This window comes from Arthrobacter sp. NPDC056691 (assembly GCF_042791415.1).
Classification (GTDB): Bacteria; Actinomycetota; Actinomycetes; order Actinomycetales; family Micrococcaceae; genus Arthrobacter.
This window is the reverse complement of sequence record NZ_JBHTXX010000044.1, coordinates 1-19,905: the sequence shown is the minus strand read 5'-3', so window position 1 is coordinate 19,905 and position 19,905 is coordinate 1. Positions and strand designations below refer to the sequence as shown.

Genomic DNA, 19,905 nt, shown 5'->3' with positions numbered 1-19,905 from the left:
CAAGGCGGTCCCGGTTTAACGCAGGGGAAACGATGTCACCTTCCGTTCATCTTGTTGAGGGAGAATCCAGCCGTGATTGAGCCCCTCCCCAAAATCCTGGATACAACCGCCTCTTCTGCCGCCGGCGGGCCGGCGGCAGAGGAGGGGTACCCGGCCCAGCTGCCGGGCGCCGCCGCCGCACCGCCGGAGCGGACCCTGGTGGACATCCTCACCGATACCGCCGCACGTTTCCCGGATGCTTCGGCGCTCGACGACGGCCGCCGCTCCCTGAGCTACGCCCAGCTCCTGGCCGAGGTTAAGGCCGGGGGCCGGCGGCTGCACCAGGCCGGCCTGGGAGCGGGAGACAAGATCGGGGTACGGATTCCGTCCGGCACGAACGAGCTCTACATCGCAATTCTTGCCGTCCTGCTGGTCGGCGCCGCCTACGTCCCCGTGGACGCCGATGACCCGGACGAACGGGCCAAGCTGGTGTTCGGAGAGGCACGGGTGGCCGGCATCCTGCGGGCCAACGGGGAGATCGTCACGGACCACAAGCGGCCGCACCCCTACCCGGCTCCGCGCCCGGCCACCCCCGACGACGACGCCTGGGTCATCTTCACGTCCGGTTCCACCGGGACGCCCAAGGGCGTGGCGGTGCAGCACCGCTCATCGGCCGCGTTCGTGGACGCGGAAGCCCGCATCTTCCTGCAGGACGATCCGGTGGGCCCGCAGGACCGTGTGCTCGCAGGACTTTCGGTGGCGTTCGACGCGTCGTGTGAAGAGATGTGGCTGGCCTGGCGCCACGGCGCCTGCCTGGTGCCCGCCCCGCGGGCTCTGGTCCGCACCGGCATGGACCTGGGACCGTGGCTGATCAACCACGGCATCACGGTGGTCTCCACCGTTCCCACGCTTGCGGCGCTCTGGCCGGCAGAGGCCCTGGAGAACGTCCGGCTGCTGATCTTCGGCGGCGAGGCCTGCCCGCCGGAGCTGGCCGAGCGCCTGGCCGTGGACGGCCGCGAGGTGTGGAACACCTACGGGCCCACCGAGGCAACGGTCGTGGCCTGCGCAGCTCCGCTGGGCGGTACAGGCCCGGTCAGGATCGGGCTCCCGCTGGACGGCTGGGACCTGGCGGTGGTGGACTCCGACGCCGTGCCGGTGGCCGAAGGCGAGGTGGGCGAGCTCATCATCGGCGGCGTGGGACTGGCCCGTTACCTCGATCCGCAGAAGGATGCGGAGAAATATGCCCCCATGCCCTCACTGGGGTGGGGGCGCGCCTACCGCTCCGGCGACCTGGTCCGCTTTGAGCGCGCCGGCCTGATCTTCATGGGACGCGCCGACGAGCAGGTCAAGCTGGGCGGCCGCCGGATCGAACTCGGTGAGATCGACGCTGCCCTGCAGTCCCTTCCGGGCGTTGCGGGCGCCGCCGCCGCGGTCCGCACGACGGCGGCCGGCAACCAGGTGCTCGTCGGTTACCTGGCTGCCGCCGGCGGGACCGCCACGGCCCATCCTTCCTTAGACCTGGCCGCACTCCGGGACCTGCTGTCCGGCACGCTGCCGGCGCCACTCATCCCGATGCTGACCGTCATCGACACCCTGCCCACCAAGACCAGCGGGAAAGTCGACCGGCATGCGCTGCCCTGGCCCCTGCCGGGTGCCGGCGCCGCAGCCGCGGACGCCGCGCCGCTGAACCTGCCGGAGGATGCCCAGTGGGTCGTGGACCAGTGGCAGGCCATCCTGGGGAGCAACGTCGCAGGCCTCGATGCGGACTTCTTCGCCCACGGCGGCGGCTCGCTGGCTGCAGCGCAGCTCGTCTCCGCACTCCGGGTCCGCTATCCCACCATCACCGTGGCCGACATCTACGCCACCCCGCGCATCGGCGCACTGATCGAGGCAGCCCGCCAATCCCTGCCCGACGGCGTCTCCGCCGGCCCGGCCCCGGAACGGCCGGTCCGCCCCACGGCCCTGAAGTCGCAGGTCTTCCAGACCCTCATGGGCATTCCGCTGCACATTCTGGCCGGCATGCGCTGGCTGACCTATCTGATGGCCGCCAACAACGTCCTGTTCGCGTTTGCCGGGTTCACGGCCGCACCCACCGTGTCATGGTGGTGGGTGGCCGCGTCCTGGCTGGTCTTCGTCAGCCCGCCCGGACGGATGGCCATCTCTGTTGCCGCCGCCCGCCTTCTGCTTCGCAACGTGCGGCCAGGGAACTACCCGCGGGCAGGCAAGGTACACCTGCGGCTCTGGCTGGCCGAACAGATCCAGGACCTGGCCGGCGCCATCAGCCTCGCCAGCGCACCCTGGGTGCCCTACTATGCAAGGGCCCTCGGTGCCAAGATCGGGAGCAACATCCATCTGCATTCCCTTCCTCCGGTGACGGGCTTCCTCACCCTGGGCCGCGGCTGCAACATCGAACCCGAGGTGGACCTGTCCGGGTGGTGGATCGACGGCGACATCGTCCGCATCGGCCACATCCACGTCGGGGCGGACGCCACCGTGGGAGCCCGCAGCACCCTGATGCCCGGCGCCAGCATCGGCGCCGGCGGGCAGGTGGAACCCGGCTCCGCCGTACTCGGCAAGGTCAGGGCCGGCCAGGTGGTGGCGGGCTCCCCGGCAGAACGCCGGGGCAAGGCGAAGCAGGACTGGCCCGCCGGCCAGCCGGTCAGCTCCCTCCTGGGCCGTCTCTGGTTCACGGCCTTCGCTGCCGCGTCCGCCGTCCTCGCCCTGATTCCCTACGCCTCCGCCATGGCCGCAGCATTGGTGGTCTTCCTGTTCATCAGGGGCAACGACTCACTGCTCAGTGCCGTGCCGCAGGTGCTGGCGTCGCTTCCGCTGGCCGCCCTGGCCTGGTTCCTCACCAACATGCTGCTGATCCTGGCCACCACCAGGCTGCTGGGCTTCGGCCTGAGGGAGGGCTACTACCGGGTCCGCAGCCGCGTCGGCTGGCAGGTCTGGGCCACCGAGCGCGTGCTGGACATGGCACGGGACCTGCTGTTCCCGATTTACGCCAGCCTGTTCACTCCGGTCTGGCTGAGGCTGCTGGGGGCGAAGGTCGGAAAGAATGTGGAGGCCTCCACCGTCCTGCTGCTGCCGCGCATGACCACGGTGGGCGAGGGTGCCTTCCTCGCCGACGACACCATGGTGGCCGCGTACGAACTCGGCGGAGGCTGGATGCGGATCGCGCCCGCGAAAATCGGAAAGCGTTCCTTCCTTGGCAACTCCGGCATGACCGCCGCCGGGCGCAGCGTGCCAAAGAACTCGCTGGTCGCGGTCCTCTCGGCGACTCCGGGCAAGGCCAAGTCAGGCACGTCCTGGCTGGGCAGCCCTCCGGTCAGGCTGCGGCGCACTGCGGTGGCGTCGGACAGCACCCGCACCTTCCAGCCGCCGGCCAGGCTCAAGGTGGCCAGGAGCATCTGGGAACTGTGCCGGTTCGTGCCGGTGGCCCTGACGGTGGGCCTGGCCCTTGGCGTGCTGCTCGTCTTCGACTGGCTGGCCACGGCCCTGGGCTACGGTGCGGCGGCAGCACTCGGCGGCGTGGTCCTGCTGCTCGCGGGCGGGGTGGCGGCAAGCTTCTCCGTTGCCGCCAAGTGGTTGCTCGTGGGCAGGATCAAGACCGGTGAACACCCGTTGTGGAGCTCCTTCATCTGGCGCAACGAGGTGGTGGACACCTTCATCGAAATGGTGAGTGCCCCGTGGTTCGCCCGGTCCGCCAGCGGCACGCCGGCCCTGGTCTGGTGGCTGCGGGCCCTCGGAGCCAAGATCGGCCGGGGCACGTGGTGCGAGAGCTATTGGCTTCCCGAGGCGGATCTCGTGACCCTCGGCGCCAGCTCCACGGTCAACCGCGGCTGCGTTGTCCAGACGCACCTCTTCCACGACCGCATCATGAGCATCGACACTGTTAGTCTCGAAGACGGGGCGACGATGGGCCCGCACGGCGTGATTCTGCCGCAGGCGAGGATTGGCAAGGGCGGGACCGTCGGTCCGGCGTCCCTGGTGATGCGCGGCGAGACCGTTCCGGCCGGGACGTACTGGATGGGGAATCCGGTCAGCCCGTGGACCGGGCCCGCCGTTCCGGCACCCCGCCTCAAATAAGCGCCGCCCGGCATGAACACCGCCCGCAGCGGCTCCGCCCCAGCTAAGGAAGTCACACGCAGAATGAGCTCCGGAGAATCGCCCGGCCCGGCCGCCGTCCTCTCCGCCGGCGCCACGGCCACCGGCGACCCCTACGTCCCGGGCCACGGAACGGATGCCTACCGCGTCCTGCACTATGACCTCGAGCTCGACTACAGGCTCGCCAGCAACCGGCTGGCCGGCCGTGCCGTACTGACCGCTGTGGCGGCACGCCGCACGTCCGCCGTCGTACTCGATATGACCGGACTCCGCGCTCTGAAGGTGCAGCTGAACGGGGCCCGGGTCCGGAAGTTCACCCAGCGGGCGGAACAGCTCGTAGTGCACTGCGGGCAGCCCCTCGAGGCGGGCTCCGAATTCAGCCTCGAGATCCGCTATGACGGCAACCCGCAGCCGCGGCGGGGACTGTGGGGCGAGGTGGGCTGGGAGGAGCTCACCGACGGTGTCCTCGTGGCCGGCCAGCCCAACGGAGCGCCGTCCTGGTTCCCGTGCAACGACCACCCACGGAACAAGGCCAGTTACCGGATCACCGTCACCACGGACGCCGGTTACCGCGCCGTGTGCAACGGGCTCCTCGTCGGGCAGGCCGTGAGGTCGAGCCGCCAGACCTGGGTCTTCGAGCAGCGCGAACCGATGGCCACGTACCTGGCCACCATCCAGATCGGCCGGTACGGGCTGGTGAGCCTGCCGGACTCGGCCGGCGTGCCCCAGTTCGTTGCGGCACCGGCGCACCTGGTGGCCCGGGCTGAGACAGCGCTGGACCGGCAGGAGGCCATGATGAGCACGTTTGTGAGCCGCTTCGGCCCGTATCCATTCCCCGAATACACGGTGGTGGTCACCGACGATGCCCTCGAAATTCCGCTCGAGGCCCAGTCGCTGTCCATCCTGGGCCGCAACCACCTTGATGCCGGCTGGGAGTCACAGCGTCTGATCGCGCATGAACTGGCCCACCAGTGGTTCGGGAACTCGCTAACGCTCGGCACATGGAGCGACATCTGGCTGCACGAGGGGTTCGCCTGCTACGCGGAATGGATCTGGTCCGAGGAGGCCGGGGTGATGCCCGCCCACGAGCGGGCGCGTGCGGCCTGGCGGCGGCTCAGCGCAGACGCGCAGGACCTTCTGGTGGGTGATCCCGGACCCGAGCTGATGTTCGACGACAGGGTCTACAAACGCGGAGCACTGGCCCTGCACGCACTGCGCCGCCGCTGCGGCGACCTCGCCTTCTTCGCGCTGCTGCAGGAATGGACCCGGACACATGCCCACAGTTCCGTGTCGACGCCCGAGTTCATCCTCACGGCCGACCGGGTCACCGGACTGGACTCGGAATCGCTGCTGCATCCCTGGCTCTACGAGGAAGCCCTGCCGCCGCTGCCGTAATTGCGTCCGGCATTTGGTTTTCGGGCATAAAGAAAGACCACGCCGTTTGGCGTGGTCTTTCTTTATGGCCAGCTAGCGCTGGACAGGTTCATCTGCACGCTTACCGCTGGACGGCACCAAACCGCTCGGCCGCGGTGGCGACGGCGCGCTCCCGCGCCTCCGATGCCTCGTCCGCCGTAAGGGTCCGGTCGGTGGCGCGGAACCGCAGGCCGAAGGCGAGGGACTTCTTGCCGTCCTCGATCCCCTTGCCCGCGTAGACGTCGAACAGGGCGACGTCCTCGAGCAGCTCGCCGGCGCCTTCGCGCAGCGCGGCCAGCACGTCGTCGGCGGGGACGTCCTGCGGCACCACGAGGGCCACGTCCTGCGTGGCCACCGGGAAGGTGGAGATGTGGCGGGCCACCACGACGTCGGCCGCCGCCTCGAACAGGGCGTCCGCGTTCAGTTCCAGCGCAACGGACCGCGCGGGCACGTCGTGCGCGGCCAGGAGCTTGGGGTGGAGTTCGCCGGCGTACCCCACGACCTCGCCGGAGCGCAGCGAAAGCTGCGCGGCGCGGCCGGGGTGGAAGGCCTGGTGCCGGCCCTGGGTGACCACGAGCTCCACACCGAGGACGTCACCGGCCAGGCGGGCGATGTCCAGCGCGTCCGCCCAGTCCCACAGCCGCGGGGCGTGGCCGGCCGCGGCGGGCGAGTCATGGCCGGTCAGGACGGCGGCGACGTGCAGCGGCTGGTCCGGAACGCCGTCGTACAGCGCGTCCAGCACCTCATCGGAGGGCTTGACGCCCAGCGGAGGAATGGACGGCGTGCCCAGGGTGGCACCGGGCAGGAACACCATGCCGGCTTCGAAGACGGCAAGGTCGCGGAAGCCGCGGGAGTGGTTGCGCTTGGCGACCTCCAGCAGGCCCGGGAGCACCGAAGTGCGCAGGTAGCCGTGCTCTTCGCTGATCGGGTTGGCGAGCTTGACCGCAGTCCGGGGCGAACCTTCCTCGGCCACGCCAAACGTCTCGTTGGCAGCCTTCGACACGAAGGGGTAGGCCAGGACCTCGGTCAGGCCGGCGTCCGCCAGCGCCTGGACCAGGCGGCGGCGCTGCTGCTGCACGCGGGTCAGGCCGCGGCCGGGGGGCGCCACCGGCAGGGTCGCGGGGATCTGGTCGTAGCCAACCAGGCGGGCGACCTCCTCGGAGAGGTCCTCCTTGGTTTCCAGGTCGTTCCGCCAGCTCGGCGCCGTGACGGTCCAGCCGGCGTCGGTCTTTTCGAGGACAGCGCCGAGGTCCTCGAGGGACGTGACGATCTGCTCTTCGGTGAAGTCGATGCCGATCCGGGCGGCGGCGAATTCCGCCGGCAGCGCGATGGTCACCGGGTCCGGCGCGGTTCCGACGTCGGTGCCGGCCTCATCGGCCGTCCCGCCCGCCAGTTCCACGAGAAGGTCGACGGCGCGCTGGGCCGCGATGTTGGCGACCTGCCAGTCAACGCCGCGCTCGAAGCGCTTGGAAGCCTCGGACGGGAGCTTGTGGCGCCGGCGCGAGCGGGCGATGGACACTTCCTCGAAGTGGGCCGCCTCGATCAGGACAGCCGTGGTGGCGTCGGAGACCTCGGTGGACGCGCCGCCCATGACGCCGGCGACGCCGATGGGGCCTGAGGCGTCGGTGATCAGCAGGTCCTCGGCGTCGAGCGAGCGCTCCTTGCCGTCGAGCGTGGTCAGCTTCTCCCCCGGCACGGCGCGGCGCACCACGATGTCGCCGGACAGCTTGTCCTGGTCGTAGAAGTGCAGCGGCTGGCCGAGTTCGAGCATCACGTAGTTCGAGATGTCCACCGGCAGGGAGATCGACCGGATTCCAGCCAACCGAAGCCTGGAAGTCATCCACGGCGGCGTGGGCCTGGTGGCGTCGACGCCGCGGACGGTGCGCGCCACGAAGCGGTCGCAGCCGGGCTTGCCGTAGATGGGCGCGTCGTCGTTGATCTTGACGCCGTAGCCGCCGGAGAGGACGGCCGGGGCGTTGACTTTCGACGCGGGATCGGTGAACACCGTGCCGGTGGCGTGGGCGTATTCGCGCGCCGCGCCGCGGATCGAGAAGGCGTAGCCGCGGTCCGGCGTCACATTGATTTCGGCGGCCTGGTCGTAAAGACCCAGGAGTTCCATGGCGTCGGTACCGATCTCGGGATCCAGGCCGATCCGGGAAAGCACCAGGATGCCGTCGTGGTCCTCGCCGATCCCCAGTTCGCGGACGGAGGCGATCATGCCCGCGGACAGGTGGCCGTAGGTCTTCCGTGCCGAGATGTGGAAGTCGCCGGGCAGGACGGCGCCCGGAAGTGTGACCACCACCTTGTCGCCTTCCACGAAGTTGTGGGCACCGCAGATGATGCCCTGAACGCCGGAGGGGTCGATGCCCTCGCCGGTGAGGCTCTGTTCCTGTCCCTCGGGGACGACGCGGACCTGGCACCAGTTGATGGTCTTGCCGTTGGACTGCGGTTCCTTGACCAGGCTCAGGACCTGGCCCACCACCACAGGCCCGCGCAGGGTGTCCGTGGGGCGGTGGACCGCTTCCTCTTCAAAGCCGACCTTGACCAGTTCGGCCATGACGTCTTCGGCCGTGGCTCCGGCCGGTACCTGCGCGAATTCACGCAGCCAGGAAAGTGGGATACGCACTGTTAGATCTCCATCCCGAAGTGCTCGCTGAAACGTACATCGCCCTCGATCATGTCGCGCATGTCGCCGACCTCGTTGCGGAACATGAGCGTCCGCTCGATGCCCATGCCGAAGGCAAAGCCTGAATAGACGTCCGGATCGATGCCGGCGGCCCGCAGGACGTTGGGGTTGACCATGCCGCAGCCGCCCCATTCGATCCAGCGCGGGCCGCCCTTGGCGCCGGGGTGGAAGATGTCCAGTTCGGCGGATGGCTCGGTGAACGGGAAGTAGTTGGGGCGCAGCCGGATCTGCGCTTCGTCGCCGAACATCTGGCGGGCGAAGTGCTCCAGGGTTCCGCGGAGGTCAGCCATGCTCAGCTTCTTGTCGATGGCCAGGCCCTCGAACTGGTGGAACACCGGGGTGTGGGTGGCATCGAGTTCATCGGTGCGGAACACCTTGCCCGGGCACAGCACGTACATGGGCACGTCACGCTCCAGCATGGAACGGACCTGCACCGGCGAGGTGTGGGTGCGCATCAGCAGGTGGGCCTCGGGCGGCTCCACGAAGAACGTGTCCTGCATTTCGCGGGCCGGGTGGTCCGGTTTGAAGTTCAGTGCGTCGAAGTTGAACCATTCGGATTCCACCTCGGGGCCTTCGGCGATTTCCCAGCCCATGCCCACGAAGATGTCCGCCACGCGGTCCTGCAGCGTGGACAACGGGTGCCGGGCTCCGGCCCGGCGGCGGCGCGGGGCTGCCGTGACATCCACGGTCTCCTCAACCAGGATGCGGGCATCGTTTTCCGCTTCGAGCTCGGCGGTACGGTCCGCGAGCGCCTTGTTAACACGTCCGCGCGAGGAACCCATCAGCTTGCCGGCGGCAGCCTTCTGGTCCTTGGGCAGGCTGCCGATCTCACGGTTGGCCAGGCTGAGCGGCGACTTCTCGCCGGTGTGGGCGAGGCGGACTGCCTTGAGTTCATCGAGCGTGGAGGCACCGGCAATGGCGGCGACGGCCAGCTCCACGGCGGCGTTGATGGCGGCTTCATCCAGAGGGTTCGGGACGGCGGCGCCCGGCAAAGTTTCAGTCATCTACTGTTCTTAGCTACGAGTCGGGTGATGCCAGCGGCCGGTGCAGCCGCGCCGGTTTCCCCGGCCGCGCGTCCGTCGCTGGCACTTCATTGCAGAAAAGTCATCCAGGGACGCCATCCAAAGACGCCATCCACGGACAAGGGCAGGCTCGCCGGCGAGTGGCCGGCAGGCACTGTTCCCAGTCTAATTGACAGCGCCGGGCTAATTGACAGCGGGCGCCGGGGGCGCCTGTATTGCTCCGGCGCCTGCGGCTAGCATGGCTTCATGATGCAAGGCCGCCGAACGAGAGGCCCCGAATGAGTGGCCCCCTGACGCAAAGACAGCGACTGAGGCAACTCGCCAACGTGCTGAATGCCTCCACGCCGCTGGGGCTGGTGCTGGCCAGGCTGGCCGGCACCAGGACTTTCCGGGGTCCCCGCGGCCTGATTGTCGCCACCGGTTACCGCTGGCGGCTGCCGTTGGCTGGCGCTTTTACCGTGGGCAACGTGGTCATCTTCCGCGCAGACGCGGACACCGCTTTGACCGGCCGTGTGCTCTTGAGCCACGAAGAGCGTCACAGCACGCAGTACGCATGGTGCCTGGGGCTGCCCTTCCTGCTGTTCTACTTCGCGGCCGCAGCCTGGTCGGCCGTGCGGTACGGCGATCCGGCGTCGGGAAATCCTTTCGAGCGGCATGCCGGCCTGGCGGCCGGCGGCTATGTGGACCGAAGGCTCCATGATCGGAAGCGTGGGTTTGGCCGGAGGCGGGTGTATGGCCGGAGGCGCGGGCATGCGTGACCCCGCGGGCCCGGCGGAAGCCCGCACCGTCACGGTCACGGGATCCGGAACAGCCGAGGCCGCACCGGACTTGCTGACGCTCTCCGTTGGCGTGGAGTGCCGGCGCGACAGCGCCGGTGATGCCTACGCGGCCGCCGGCGAGGCATCCGCAGCCGTAACGGGCGCACTGCGCGGCCGGGGCGTGGAGAACCGGGATATCAGGACGTCGGGGCTCAATATCCGCGCCGATGTCGTCTGGCAGGAGGGCCGGGGCCAACAGATCACCGGCTATGTGGCATCCAGCATGCTCAGCGTTCGGCTCCGTGATCCCGCCGCGGGAGCCGAGGTCATCGCCGCGGCCGTCGAGGCAGGCGGCAACGACGTGCGCCTGGACGGCGTGCAGCTCGGATTCGCCGATGCCGCAGCCGGGATGACGCTGGCCCGCGATGCCGCCTGGGCCGACGCGCTGGCGGCAGCATCCCAGCTGGCCGCGCTTGCGGGCGCCCGGCTGGGTGAGGTGGTGTCCGTCCGGCAGCACCCCGTGCCCTCCGCGCCCGTTCCGGTGGGCGGGATACAGCGGGCTTTCGCCGCCGACTCCATGACTGTCGAAGCCGGTGAGTCCGGCGTCAGCACCAGTGTCACGGTTGAGTGGGAGCTGCTAATGGATGCTGCCCGCGGCGAGCGCGGTGTCGGCGGGCTGGGTTAGGCCGGATGGCCGGCTAAGCGAGGTTCGGACGACGGCGGCAATGGCCTCCGCCATCGCGGCCACAGTCAGTGACGGGGCACCGCTCCCCTGCTCCACCTGGTCCGGCGCGAACGGAACGTGGACGAATCCGCCACGGACGCCCGGACGGGACGCAAGCTCGTGCATGAGCGCATAGAAAGTGTGGTTGCAGACGTACGTTCCTGCCGTCTGTGAGACCTCGGCGGGAATACCCGCCTTTTCAACGGCAACCAAGGCCGCCTTGATCGGCAACGAGGTGAAATACGCGGCCGGGGCGCCCTGGACCACTGGCCGGTCCACGGGCTGGTTTCCGTCATTGTCCGGAATGGGTGCGTCATCGCAATTGATGGCAACCCTTTCCAGCGACACGCGCCCGCGGCCTCCCGCCTGGCCGGTGCACACCACCAGTTCCGGCTCCAGGTCATCGAGGGCATTCCGCAGCACACTCCCGGCCGCGCCGAAAACACACGGCAGTTCCACGGCCGCCACGTCGAGCCCTTCCGCCAGGAGCAGATCCCGCGCGGACTGCGCAGCCGTCCACGAAGGATTCATCGGCTGTCCGCCGAAAGGTTCAAAGCCGGTGAGCAGAATCATGGACCCAGCGTAGCCGCCGGTCCGCAGGAAACGCCGACGGCGGACCTTGACTTAAGTTCGAACATACCTTCGAATAGTGGTCATGAGATGGGACGCGCAGGCACTCAAACCGGCACAGGAAGAGATGCCGGGGACGGCACCGCTGCTGCCCTTGGCCGGCTTGGTGCGCTCTGTGTCCACGCCCGAGTTCGCCGGCGTCACCTTTCATGAGGTCACCGCCAAATCGGTGCTCAACAAGGTGCCAGCCGGCTCCCGGATGCCGTTCGAATGGACCGTGAATCCGTACCGGGGCTGCAGCCATGCCTGCGTCTACTGCTTCGCCCGCAAGAGCCACACCTACCTTGACTTCGACGCCGGGCTCGATTTTGACAGCCAGGTGGTGGTGAAGATCAACGCGGCCGAGGTGCTGCGCAAGGAGCTGGCCAAGCCCTCCTGGAACCGGCAGCAGGTTGCACTGGGCACCAACACGGACCCCTACCAGCGGGCCGAGGGCCGGTACCGGCTGATGCCCGGCATCATTGGTGCGCTGGCCGATTCGGGGACCCCGCTGTCCATCCTGACCAAGGGCACTTTGCTGGCGCGTGACATTCCGCTCCTGAAGCATGCCGCCGCGCAGGTGCCGGTGGGCATCGGGATCTCGCTCGCCATGACGGACGAGCAGCTCTCCGAGGCCATCGAACCCGGCACGCCTGGACCGCGTGCCCGGCTCAAGCTCGTTTCCAGGCTCCGCGAGGCCGGGCTGCCATGCGGGGTGATGGCCATGCCCATCCTGCCCTGGCTCTCGGACAGCGACGAGGCACTTGACTCCCTGTTTTCCTCGCTTGCGGCCGCGGGTGCCACCGGCGTCACGGCCGGAGCCCTGTATCTGAAGCCGGGCACCCGGGAATGGTTCATGCAGTGGATCGCCGCCCGGCATCCGGAACTCGTGGGCCGCTACCGCAGGCTGTACGGCACAGGCTCGTATGCCTCCAAGGAGTACCGCATCTGGCTGGCCGGCAGGGTCCGTTTCTTCAAGGCCCGGCACGGCTTCTCCGCCTCGCACGGTTTCAGCCACCGGGACGTCGACGATCACCAGGCGGACGATCCCCGTGGCGAGGAAGCGGCCTATCCCGAGGGAAGCCTGCCGCAACACCCAGCAGGCCGGCACGGCCACGGCAACCCAACCCGGTCGTCCCAGCCCACGCTGTTCTAAGCCAGCAGCCCCGCGGCCGCGCAGCCACCACAAAGCGTCCGCACCATAAAGCGGAGGGCAGGACGAGGAAAGCGGCGGAGGGTGGTGTTAATTTCCCGGGACAGAGCCTGCACGGCTTGCTGCGGCGACGCTGGCGAGCAGCGCCCGGACAATCGGCAGGTCGGCCGGGATCCATGGCAGGCTGAGGGCTTCGTCGCCTTCGCGGATACTGACCCAGCGGAGTTCATCATGATCTTCGAGGGGCCGAGGTTCGCCGTCGGCCACTTCCGCGAGCCATACCCGCATCGCGGCCTTGGCGTTCAGGGGCCAGCCGGCCGGCCCGGGCGCCTCCAGTTCCACGCCAAGAACGACGCCGATGCCGAGTTCCTCGCGGAGCTCCCGGTGCAGTGCACTCTCGGGGGCTTCCCCCGGTTCCACTTTGCCGCCCGGGAATTCCCACATGCCGGCAAACTGCGGAGGCGCCGTGCGGCGCGCCACGAGAAGCCGGGAGGGAGCGGAGAGCGAGTCCAGCACGGCCCCGCCCACGACGTTGATCAGTTCAGTCACCGGTCCAGTCTAATGAGGGCCCGGGTGACAGGGCACACGTCGCATGGCGCGGATGGAGCCTCTCCCGGCGGGAATATCCGTCCTGCCGGGAATCTTGTTAAAATCAGACGTATCAGTGGCAACGAGGCCTACTCCGTAACTCCCTTCGAAAAGCAGGCACATGACTTCCACTGTCCAGGCTCCCCGCACGCCCAAGGCCGCCACGCGCGTCGGCCCCGCCATCCTGGCCCTGGCCATGGGCGGTTTCGGCATCGGGGTCACCGAGTTCGCCATGATGGGGCTGCTCAAGGAGGTCGAGGTCGGACTCCGGATCAGCACTCCCGAAGCCGGCCATCTCATCTCTGCCTATGCCCTCGGCGTCGTCGTGGGAGCGCCGGTACTTGCCGCCGTCGGGGCGAAGCTGCCGCGCAAGTTCCTCGCGTTGGGCCTCATGCTGTTCTTCAGCGTTGCCAACCTGTCCTCGTTCATCGCTCCCGATTACGCGAGCATGCTGGTCTCCCGGTTCGCCGCCGGCCTGCCGCACGGTGCGTTCTTTGGTGTTGCCGCCGTGATCGCCGCTTCCCTGGTGGCGCCGACGAAGCGGGGCTGGGCCATTTCCATGGTCATGGCGCGGCTCACTGTTGCCAACGTGGTCGGTGTTCCCTTCGCCACCTGGCTCGGCCAGACCTTTGGCTGGCGGCTCCTCTTCGTCCTCGTGGGGGTGCTGGGTCTGGTGACCCTGGCGCTTATCTGGAAATTCGTTCCCTTCCAAAAGGCGCACGCTGACGCCAGCATCCGCAGGGAGCTCGGCGCGCTGAAGCGGGCGCAGGTCTGGCTGGCGATCCTCATCGGCATCGTGGGCTTCGGCGGGTTCTTCGCCACGTACACCTACATCTCCCACACCATGACCTCCGTTGCCGGAATCCCTGCCGCCCTGCTGCCGTTCGTGGTGGCCTTGTACGGACTGGGCATGGTGGCGGGCAACATCGTCGGTGGCCGGATCGCGGACAAGTCCGTGATGGGGACGATCTACCGCGTCCTGCCGGGAATCGCCGTCGCACTGGTGGTGTACGCCGTGGCCGTGCACTGGCCGTGGTCAGCTTTCGTCATGGTGTTCGTGGTGGGCGGCGCCGGGTCCATGCTCGTCCCGGCCCTGCAGACCCGGCTGCTGGACGCGTCTCCCGACGCGCCGTCGCTGGCGTCCTCACTCAACCACGCAGCACTGAACGTGGCCAACGCCCTGGGCGCCTTCCTCGGCGGCGTCGCGATCTCCTGGGGCTGGGGTTACGTTGCGCCCGCCCTGGTAGGTGCGGTCCTGGCCGTTCTCGGCCTGATCGTGGCCCTGCTCAGCGGTCTGCTGGAACGCAAAAAGCCGCTGGCCCCGTAACAGGAGTCACGGAGCCAGCGGCCCAGAACAGTCACGAAGCCGGCGGCTCCGGAGGCTCAGCGCCAGCGGCCCAGCTTTCTATGGCAATCAGCTACGCGCCGGAGTCGCCCGCAAGGGCGGGCCCGCTGGCCACCTGTGCGCGGCGGATGTCGGGCTCCAGGTAGATGACCCGCGCGATGGGAACTGCCGAGCGGATCCGGGCTTCGGCGTCGTCAATGGCCTTGGCTATATCCAGCCCGGAGTCGCCGGCCTCCACGCTGATCTTGGCGGCCACCAGCAGCTCCTCCGGGCCCAGGTGCAGGGTCTTGAGGTGGATGATGGCTGTGCCGTCCGCTTCGATGGCGCGCCGGATACGGCCGACGTCCTCCTTGGTGGCCGACTCCCCAAGCAGCAGCGACTTGGTCTCCATCGCCAGGATCACGGCAATCGCCACGAGCAGCAGGCCAATCATGCCGGTTCCGATCCCGTCCCAGATGCCGTCGCCCGTCAGCAGGGTCAGCCCCACTCCGAACAGGGCGAACACCAGGCCCAGCAGCGCGCCGAAGTCCTCGAGCAGGATCACTGGAAGCTCGGGCTGCTTGGCGGTCCGCACAAAACTGATCCAGCCCTGGCTGCCGCGGATATGGTTGGCTTCGGTGATCGCCGTCCGGAACGAGAATCCCTCAGCGATAATGGCCCCCACCAGCACGGCCAGCGGCACCCACCAGAAGTCGCCTTCAATGGCGTGCGGGTGCTGGATCTTTTCCCATGCCTCATACAGCGCGAACAGGCCGCCGACGCTGAAGAGCACGATGGAAACGATGAACGCATAAATGTACCGTTCCCGTCCGTAGCCGAACGGGTGCTCCGGGCTGGCTGCCCGCTGGGCACGCTTCCCGCCCACCAGCAGCAGAATCTGGTTACCCGAGTCGGCGACAGAGTGGATGGCCTCAGCCAGCATCGATGAGGAGCTTGTCAGCAGGAACGCGACGAACTTCAGGACGGCGATGGTCAGGTTGGCGGCCAGCGCCGCGACAATCGCCTTGGTACCGCCATTTGCAGCCAAGGGAGGCTCACCTCTTCACGTGGAAATTTCAACGGATGGGACAGGGCGGGATGGAACCGCCATCTAGTAAATACCGTACCCGCCCGGCCCGGAACAGACACCGCACACAGCCTCCGGACGCCACGAAAAGCCAAAAGTAAGCCTGCTGACAAAGAAACGCGCGCTGTGTTAGCTTGAAGCCATATCGGGACTGATAAGAATCGATCCCGACGAATATGAAGGAGCAGACAATGGGTTTTCTTGCTTGGATTATTCTCGGCCTGATCGTAGGCGCAATTGTTAAAGCCGTCATGCCCGGACGGGTCGGCGGCGGCTGGGTCACCAGCCTGGTTCTGGGCGTCGTTGGCGCCATCGTTGGCGGCTGGATCGGCAGCCTTCTCTTCGGCAAGGGTGACCTGGCGTTCTTCGACCTTGGCACCTGGATCCTCGCCATCATCGGCGGTCTCGTAGTCGCCGGTATCTACGGCGCCATCACCGGCCGCAACCGGAGCACCCGGGCACCATAACAGGCCAGGCGCGCAGGCACTGGGCCTCGACAAGCCCAGGCCCATAACAGACAAAACAGACAGGAGCGGGGCCCCACCAGCACGGTGGGCCCCGCTCTTTCTTGTACGACGGCTTCTTGGGCGACGGCTTCCTGTATGACGCCCGGCCCAGCCTGCGAGTGGAGTTTTTGTCCAGATATCGCGACTAGATGTGCCTTCTGCGGCCGATATCTGGACAAAATCTCCAGCGTCCTAGGCGGGCTGCTGGGACCTCGCACTGGCGTAGAGGCAGACGGTGGCGGCGGTTCCAAGATTGAGGCTCTCCGCGGCGCCATATACGGGCACGGCCACGCGATGGTCGGCAAGCGCGAGCTCGTCGTCGGAGAGGCCCTGGGCTTCGTTGCCGAAAAGCCAGGCCGTGGGGTTCTCCAGTGCGTAGTCCGAGCCAGCGGCCGAGGCGCCAAGCCTGCGTGCGGCGTTCTCGTCCTGCAGCCGGTCAAGGTTCAGCTGCCCATAGCCGTCCGCGGCGAGCACGCCTATCCCCCGGTCCTTGCACAGCGCCACCAGCTCACTGACGTTGGCGCCGAGGACCACGGGCAGGTGAAACAGGGATCCGGCAGTCGACCGGACCGCCTTGGGGTTGTAGATGTCCACACTGGAACCGGTCAGGACCACGGCGTCGGCTCCGGCTGCGTCCGCAGCCCGAAGCACAGTACCGGCGTTACCCGGGTCGCGGACCTGGCAGAGCACGGCAATGAGCCGGGGTCCGGCGTCGAGCACGTCCGCCAGGGCGACGTCCACGAAATCACACACCGCAACGATCCCCTGCGGCGTGACGGTGTCCGCCATGGCGGCCAGGACATCGTCCGTGGCGAGCCGGGCGCTGGTACCCGCGGCCAGTTCCTCGAACTCGGGGTACCGGTCCAGGCAGGCCTCACTGGCATACACCTCGCGGACTATGCCCGGCTGGCCCGCCGCGACCCGCTTGCCGTGGAGCACCAGGGCTTCGCGAACCGCCTGGGGGCCTTCGGCCAGGAACTGCCGGCGCTTTAAACGGGCCGGGCGCCCTGCAAGCTTTGCCACGTCCCTGACCCGATCTGCTCGGGGATTGGAGAGTGGAAAGTCTTGCGGGCGCCCGGTTTCGTTCATATAAGAAACCTTAGTGGCTGTGGCCACCGGTCCTTGAACTGGGAGCTGTCTGCTTACTCAGCAGCTGCAGCGGCCGGCTTCTTCGCAGCGCGTGCGCGGGTAGCCTTGGCCTTCGGTGCAGCCTCAGCCTTGGCGGCCGGAGCGGAGGTGTCTGCAGGCAGGGAGTCCTTGGCAACCTGGACCAGCGCAGCGAAAGCGTTGGCGTCGGAAACGGCGAGCTCGGCCAGCATGCGGCGGTCAACCTCAACCTCAGCAGCCTTCAGGCCCTGGATCAGGCGGTTGTAGGTCAGGCCGTTGGCGCGGGATGCAGCGTTGATGCGCTGGATCCACAGGCGGCGGAAGTCGCCCTTCTTCTTCTTGCGGTCGCCGTAGCTGTACACAAACGAGTGCAGCAGCTGTTCTTTCGCCTTGCGGTACAGGCGTGAGCGCTGCCCACGGTAACCTTTGGCGCGTTCGAGGACAACCCGGCGCTTCTTGTGGGCATTTACCGCCCGCTTCACACGTGCCACGTGCGTACTCCTTCAAAATTCTTGTCCCAAGCATCTTTCGCCGGTGATCCGGCTGGCCTGAGAAGGCTTATTGGTGGGTGGTTGCTGCCTGATGGCGGCAACCTAAGAGCTTGGAACTAGATGCCGAGCATCTTCCGGATGACCTTGGCGTCGCCCTTGAAGACGATCTTGTCGCCGGCGAGGCGGCGGGTCAGGCGGCTGGACTTGTGCTCCAGGTAGTGGCGGCGGTTGGCCTGCTGGCGGCGCAGCTTGCCGGTACCGGTCAGCTTGAAGCGCTTCTTAGCACCACTGTGGGTTTTCATCTTCGGCATGGGAACCGATCTCCTAACGTATCCGCAGACCATGTCTGCAGTCTTTCGCGCAGCCGCCCCGGGGGACGGCGTGCTGGTTGCTGGCTGCCTGAAGGCGATGCCTTCCGCAGTTTCGAACTAGTTGGTCTTCTTGCCTGCCGGCTTCGGCGTGGGCCGGGGCGCAGCAGGACGTGCCACCGGCTTCGGCGCAGCGGGCCTGGCCACCGGCTTCGGCGGGGCAGGTACAGCTGCAGGCCTCGGCGCTGCCGGGGCAGGCGTCTCGGCCTGCGGAGCCTTCGGCGCAGGTGCCGGGGCGGCAGCCTTCGGGGCCACAGGTTCCGCCGCAACGGCAGGGGCAGCAGCCTTCGGGGCCGAAGCCTTCGGTGCAGCGGCCTTCGGGGCAGCAGCCTTGGGCCCGGCGGGAGCCTCGGCAGGTGCCGCAGCCTGAGCTTCGGCGGCGGGAGCAACAGCTGCGGGGGCTTCGGCCGCCGGAGCTGCCTCCGTCTCAGCAGCCTGGGCCTCTGCAGCCGGAGCCTGAGCGGCCTCGGCCTCAACAGCCGGGGCTTCCTGCGTTGCCGTTGCCTCGTCGGCAGCCGTGTCCGCAGAAACCTTGAAGCCCTCCGGGAGGAGGTCGGCCAACGACTGCGTCAGCGGTGCCTGATCGTCACCTGACGTGTCGACGCGGCCGGCAGCCTTGGCTTCGTTCTGCGCCCTGGCTTCGGCACGCTGCGTCGCACGGCGGGCTTCGGCCTTCGCCTCGGCCTTGTTCTTCAGCGGGCCGATCACCATGACCATGTTGCGGCCGTCGATGCGCGGGCTTGACTCCACGACACCAACTTCAGACACGTCCTCAGCGAAACGCTGCAGGAGGCGCAGGCCCATTTCGGGACGCTGCTGCTCACGGCCGCGGAACTGGATCATGGCCTTGACCTTGTCCCCGGCTCCGAGGAACCGCAGGGCATGGCCGCGCTTGGTCTCGTAGTCGTGGGTGTCGATCTTCAGGCGGAACCGGATTTCCTTCAGAACCGTGTTGGTCTGGTTCTTCCGGGCCTCACGGGCCTTGACTGCGGCTTCGTACTTGTACTTGCCGAAGTCCATCAGCTTGCACACCGGAGGCTTGGCCTGCGGTGCAACTTCAACGAGATCCAGGTCGGACTCGGCAGCCAGACGCAGGGCATCCTCGATACGGACGATCCCTACCTGTTCGCCGGCAGGGCCGACCAGCCGCACCTCAGGGACGCGGATACGCTCATTGATTCTTGGCTCGCTAATGTTAAAGCTCCTGTGTTTGTAATGGGTGTTCCACCGGCAAAATAGAGAAGGCCCCCAATTGCCGGAGCAATCGAAGGCCTCGAAGATCGGATGTGCACCTCCCCGCAGGGACCGCACGCACTCCACCGCACTTCTGCCCGGTGAACCGCCCGACCGTTACCCGGCAACCTTGCTGCCCTGAACCTTCCAGGGAAAACGGCTGACGCGGGTGGGAGAGAACTCCGCTTGCAAACTGAGTATCAATTCTACAGATAGAAACCCGCTTACCGCACATTCGCGGCAGTGGGTCTCATCCACGGCAAAATAACGACATCCAGTCGGTCTGTGACAAGCTTACCAGTATGAGCACTCCAGACAGCAATTCACACGTCTACCAGGCGCCCGGCGCCGGGGAGGACGTCACGCAGCAAATCCGCGACATCTCCGAAGTTCCCGCGATTGAGGTCATCACCACGGCCGCCGTGCACCTCATGAGTGCCTCCGCCGTGAAGCTCGGCCTGGCCGCTGAGGAGAACGCCGCTGAGCTCAAGGACCTGGACGAGGCCCGCAAGCTCATCACCGCCCTCGCCGGCCTGGTGACGGCCGCTGCCCCGGAGATCGGTTCGCAGCATGCCGGTCCGTTGCGCGATGGCCTGCGGTCCCTGCAGCTCGCCTTCCGCGAAGAATCCATCATCCCGGATCCCCCGGGCAAGGGTCCCGGTGAGAAGTTCACCGGTGCGGTGAACTAAAGATTGACGTACGACGGCGGTGGGGCGGGGCGGGGGGGGCCGCCCCCCCCCCGCGGGAGTA

The 19,905-nt window shown here is 67.8% G+C and carries 17 protein-coding genes; 8 read left to right on the top strand and 9 right to left on the bottom strand.

The genetic code is table 11. From position 1 onward, the window contains the following. The first annotated feature begins 96 nt into the window (after positions 1 to 96). Together ACFRAU_RS23770 and ACFRAU_RS23765 are read left to right on the top strand one after the other, a co-directional pair. Positions 97 to 4,068 carry a Pls/PosA family non-ribosomal peptide synthetase gene (locus ACFRAU_RS23770; RefSeq protein ID WP_378001742.1) on the top strand — a complete coding sequence of 1,324 codons (3,972 nt, stop codon included), beginning with the start codon at positions 97 to 99 and terminating at the stop codon, positions 4,066 to 4,068. Positions 4,069 to 4,131: 63 nt separating this feature from the next. After that, positions 4,132 to 5,481 carry a M1 family metallopeptidase gene (locus ACFRAU_RS23765; protein WP_378001731.1) on the top strand — a complete coding sequence of 450 codons (1,350 nt, stop codon included), beginning with the start codon at positions 4,132 to 4,134 and terminating at the stop codon, positions 5,479 to 5,481. 100 nt (positions 5,482 to 5,581) lie between these two features. Here the strand turns inward: ACFRAU_RS23765 and pheT are convergent, their stop codons facing one another. Beyond that, positions 5,582 to 8,125, bottom strand: a complete 2,544-nt coding sequence (pheT, locus tag ACFRAU_RS23760) for a phenylalanine--tRNA ligase subunit beta (protein ID WP_378001730.1) — start codon at positions 8,123 to 8,125, stop codon at positions 5,582 to 5,584. 2 nt (positions 8,126 to 8,127) lie between these two features. Next, positions 8,128 to 9,189, bottom strand: coding sequence for a phenylalanine--tRNA ligase subunit alpha (gene pheS, locus ACFRAU_RS23755; RefSeq protein WP_378001729.1), 1,062 nt, complete (start codon positions 9,187 to 9,189; stop codon positions 8,128 to 8,130). A gap of 296 nt (positions 9,190 to 9,485) precedes the next feature. Here pheS and ACFRAU_RS23750 point away from each other — a divergent pair, with 296 nt between their 5' ends. Together ACFRAU_RS23750 and ACFRAU_RS23745 are read left to right on the top strand one after the other, a co-directional pair. Beyond that, positions 9,486 to 9,965, top strand: a complete 480-nt coding sequence (locus ACFRAU_RS23750; RefSeq protein WP_378001728.1) for a hypothetical protein — start codon at positions 9,486 to 9,488, stop codon at positions 9,963 to 9,965. After that, a complete protein-coding gene (locus tag ACFRAU_RS23745; protein WP_378001727.1) occupies positions 9,958 to 10,650 on the top strand; it encodes an SIMPL domain-containing protein in 693 nt (230 codons plus the stop codon). Before ACFRAU_RS23750 ends, ACFRAU_RS23745 begins: the two co-directional genes overlap by 8 nt. Here the strand turns inward: ACFRAU_RS23745 and pcp are convergent. Next, positions 10,603 to 11,262, bottom strand: a complete 660-nt coding sequence (pcp, locus tag ACFRAU_RS23740) for a pyroglutamyl-peptidase I (RefSeq protein ID WP_377997163.1) — start codon at positions 11,260 to 11,262, stop codon at positions 10,603 to 10,605. The two genes, ACFRAU_RS23745 and pcp, sit on opposite strands and share 48 nt — an antisense overlap. Positions 11,263 to 11,344: 82 nt before the next feature. On the opposite strand from pcp, the gene ACFRAU_RS23735 reads away from it, so the two are divergent. Beyond that, entirely contained in the window at positions 11,345 to 12,454 is a 1,110-nt protein-coding gene (locus ACFRAU_RS23735) for an Rv2578c family radical SAM protein (protein ID WP_377997164.1), read from the top strand. Positions 12,455 to 12,541: 87 nt separating this feature from the next. On the opposite strand, the gene ACFRAU_RS23730 is transcribed toward ACFRAU_RS23735, so the two are convergent. Continuing rightward, positions 12,542 to 13,000 (bottom strand): (deoxy)nucleoside triphosphate pyrophosphohydrolase, encoded by a 459-nt coding sequence (locus tag ACFRAU_RS23730; RefSeq protein ID WP_378001726.1) that lies wholly within the window; start codon positions 12,998 to 13,000, stop codon positions 12,542 to 12,544. Positions 13,001 to 13,160: 160 nt separating this feature from the next. On the opposite strand from ACFRAU_RS23730, the gene ACFRAU_RS23725 reads away from it, so the two are divergent. After that, positions 13,161 to 14,366, top strand: coding sequence for an MFS transporter (locus tag ACFRAU_RS23725; protein ID WP_378001725.1), 1,206 nt, complete (start codon positions 13,161 to 13,163; stop codon positions 14,364 to 14,366). Positions 14,367 to 14,457: 91 nt separating this feature from the next. Here the strand turns inward: ACFRAU_RS23725 and ACFRAU_RS23720 are convergent, their stop codons facing one another. After that, positions 14,458 to 15,411 carry a cation diffusion facilitator family transporter gene (locus tag ACFRAU_RS23720; protein WP_378001724.1) on the bottom strand — a complete coding sequence of 318 codons (954 nt, stop codon included), beginning with the start codon at positions 15,409 to 15,411 and terminating at the stop codon, positions 14,458 to 14,460. 230 nt (positions 15,412 to 15,641) lie between these two features. Here ACFRAU_RS23720 and ACFRAU_RS23715 point away from each other — a divergent pair, with 230 nt between their 5' ends. Continuing rightward, positions 15,642 to 15,917 (top strand): GlsB/YeaQ/YmgE family stress response membrane protein, encoded by a 276-nt coding sequence (locus ACFRAU_RS23715; RefSeq protein ID WP_377997168.1) that lies wholly within the window; start codon positions 15,642 to 15,644, stop codon positions 15,915 to 15,917. Positions 15,918 to 16,148: 231 nt separating this feature from the next. On the opposite strand, the gene ACFRAU_RS23710 is transcribed toward ACFRAU_RS23715, so the two are convergent. The 4 genes from ACFRAU_RS23710 to infC all read right to left on the bottom strand — a co-directional run bounded on the left by ACFRAU_RS23710 (position 16,149) and on the right by infC (position 19,074). Beyond that, the gene (locus tag ACFRAU_RS23710) at positions 16,149 to 17,045 is read right to left on the bottom strand and encodes a TrmH family RNA methyltransferase (protein WP_378001723.1); all 897 of its coding nucleotides are present in this window, start codon (positions 17,043 to 17,045) and stop codon (positions 16,149 to 16,151) included. Positions 17,046 to 17,098: 53 nt separating this feature from the next. Further along, positions 17,099 to 17,554, bottom strand: a complete 456-nt coding sequence (rplT, locus tag ACFRAU_RS23705) for a 50S ribosomal protein L20 (RefSeq protein WP_314195606.1) — start codon at positions 17,552 to 17,554, stop codon at positions 17,099 to 17,101. 116 nt (positions 17,555 to 17,670) lie between these two features. After that, the gene (gene rpmI / locus ACFRAU_RS23700) at positions 17,671 to 17,865 is read right to left on the bottom strand and encodes a 50S ribosomal protein L35 (RefSeq protein WP_003798720.1); all 195 of its coding nucleotides are present in this window, start codon (positions 17,863 to 17,865) and stop codon (positions 17,671 to 17,673) included. Positions 17,866 to 17,982: 117 nt separating this feature from the next. Further along, on the bottom strand, positions 17,983 to 19,074 hold the full coding sequence (infC, locus tag ACFRAU_RS23695) for a translation initiation factor IF-3 (protein WP_378001722.1): 1,092 nt from the start codon (positions 19,072 to 19,074) through the stop codon (positions 17,983 to 17,985). Positions 19,075 to 19,457: 383 nt separating this feature from the next. On the opposite strand from infC, the gene ACFRAU_RS23690 reads away from it, so the two are divergent. After that, entirely contained in the window at positions 19,458 to 19,844 is a 387-nt protein-coding gene (locus tag ACFRAU_RS23690; RefSeq protein ID WP_377997171.1) for a DUF1844 domain-containing protein, read from the top strand. Positions 19,845 to 19,905 lie beyond the last annotated feature (61 nt).

Excerpts from the sequence above, each read along its gene's own strand:
- ACFRAU_RS23765 (WP_378001731.1), top strand. The coding sequence starts at position 4,132 with ATGAGCTCCGGAGAATCGCCCGGCCCGGCCGCCGTCCTCTCCGCCGGC.
- pheS (WP_378001729.1), bottom strand. The coding sequence starts at position 9,189 with ATGACTGAAACTTTGCCGGGCGCCGCCGTCCCGAACCCTCTGGATGAA.
- ACFRAU_RS23750 (WP_378001728.1), top strand. The coding sequence starts at position 9,486 with ATGAGTGGCCCCCTGACGCAAAGACAGCGACTGAGGCAACTCGCCAAC.
- ACFRAU_RS23745 (WP_378001727.1), top strand. The coding sequence starts at position 9,958 with ATGCGTGACCCCGCGGGCCCGGCGGAAGCCCGCACCGTCACGGTCACG.
- pcp (WP_377997163.1), bottom strand. The coding sequence starts at position 11,262 with ATGATTCTGCTCACCGGCTTTGAACCTTTCGGCGGACAGCCGATGAAT.
- ACFRAU_RS23735 (WP_377997164.1), top strand. The coding sequence starts at position 11,345 with ATGAGATGGGACGCGCAGGCACTCAAACCGGCACAGGAAGAGATGCCG.
- ACFRAU_RS23725 (WP_378001725.1), top strand. The coding sequence starts at position 13,161 with ATGACTTCCACTGTCCAGGCTCCCCGCACGCCCAAGGCCGCCACGCGC.
- ACFRAU_RS23715 (WP_377997168.1), top strand. The coding sequence starts at position 15,642 with ATGGGTTTTCTTGCTTGGATTATTCTCGGCCTGATCGTAGGCGCAATT.
- ACFRAU_RS23710 (WP_378001723.1), bottom strand. The coding sequence starts at position 17,045 with ATGAACGAAACCGGGCGCCCGCAAGACTTTCCACTCTCCAATCCCCGA.
- rpmI (WP_003798720.1), bottom strand. The coding sequence starts at position 17,865 with ATGCCGAAGATGAAAACCCACAGTGGTGCTAAGAAGCGCTTCAAGCTG.
- ACFRAU_RS23690 (WP_377997171.1), top strand. The coding sequence starts at position 19,458 with ATGAGCACTCCAGACAGCAATTCACACGTCTACCAGGCGCCCGGCGCC.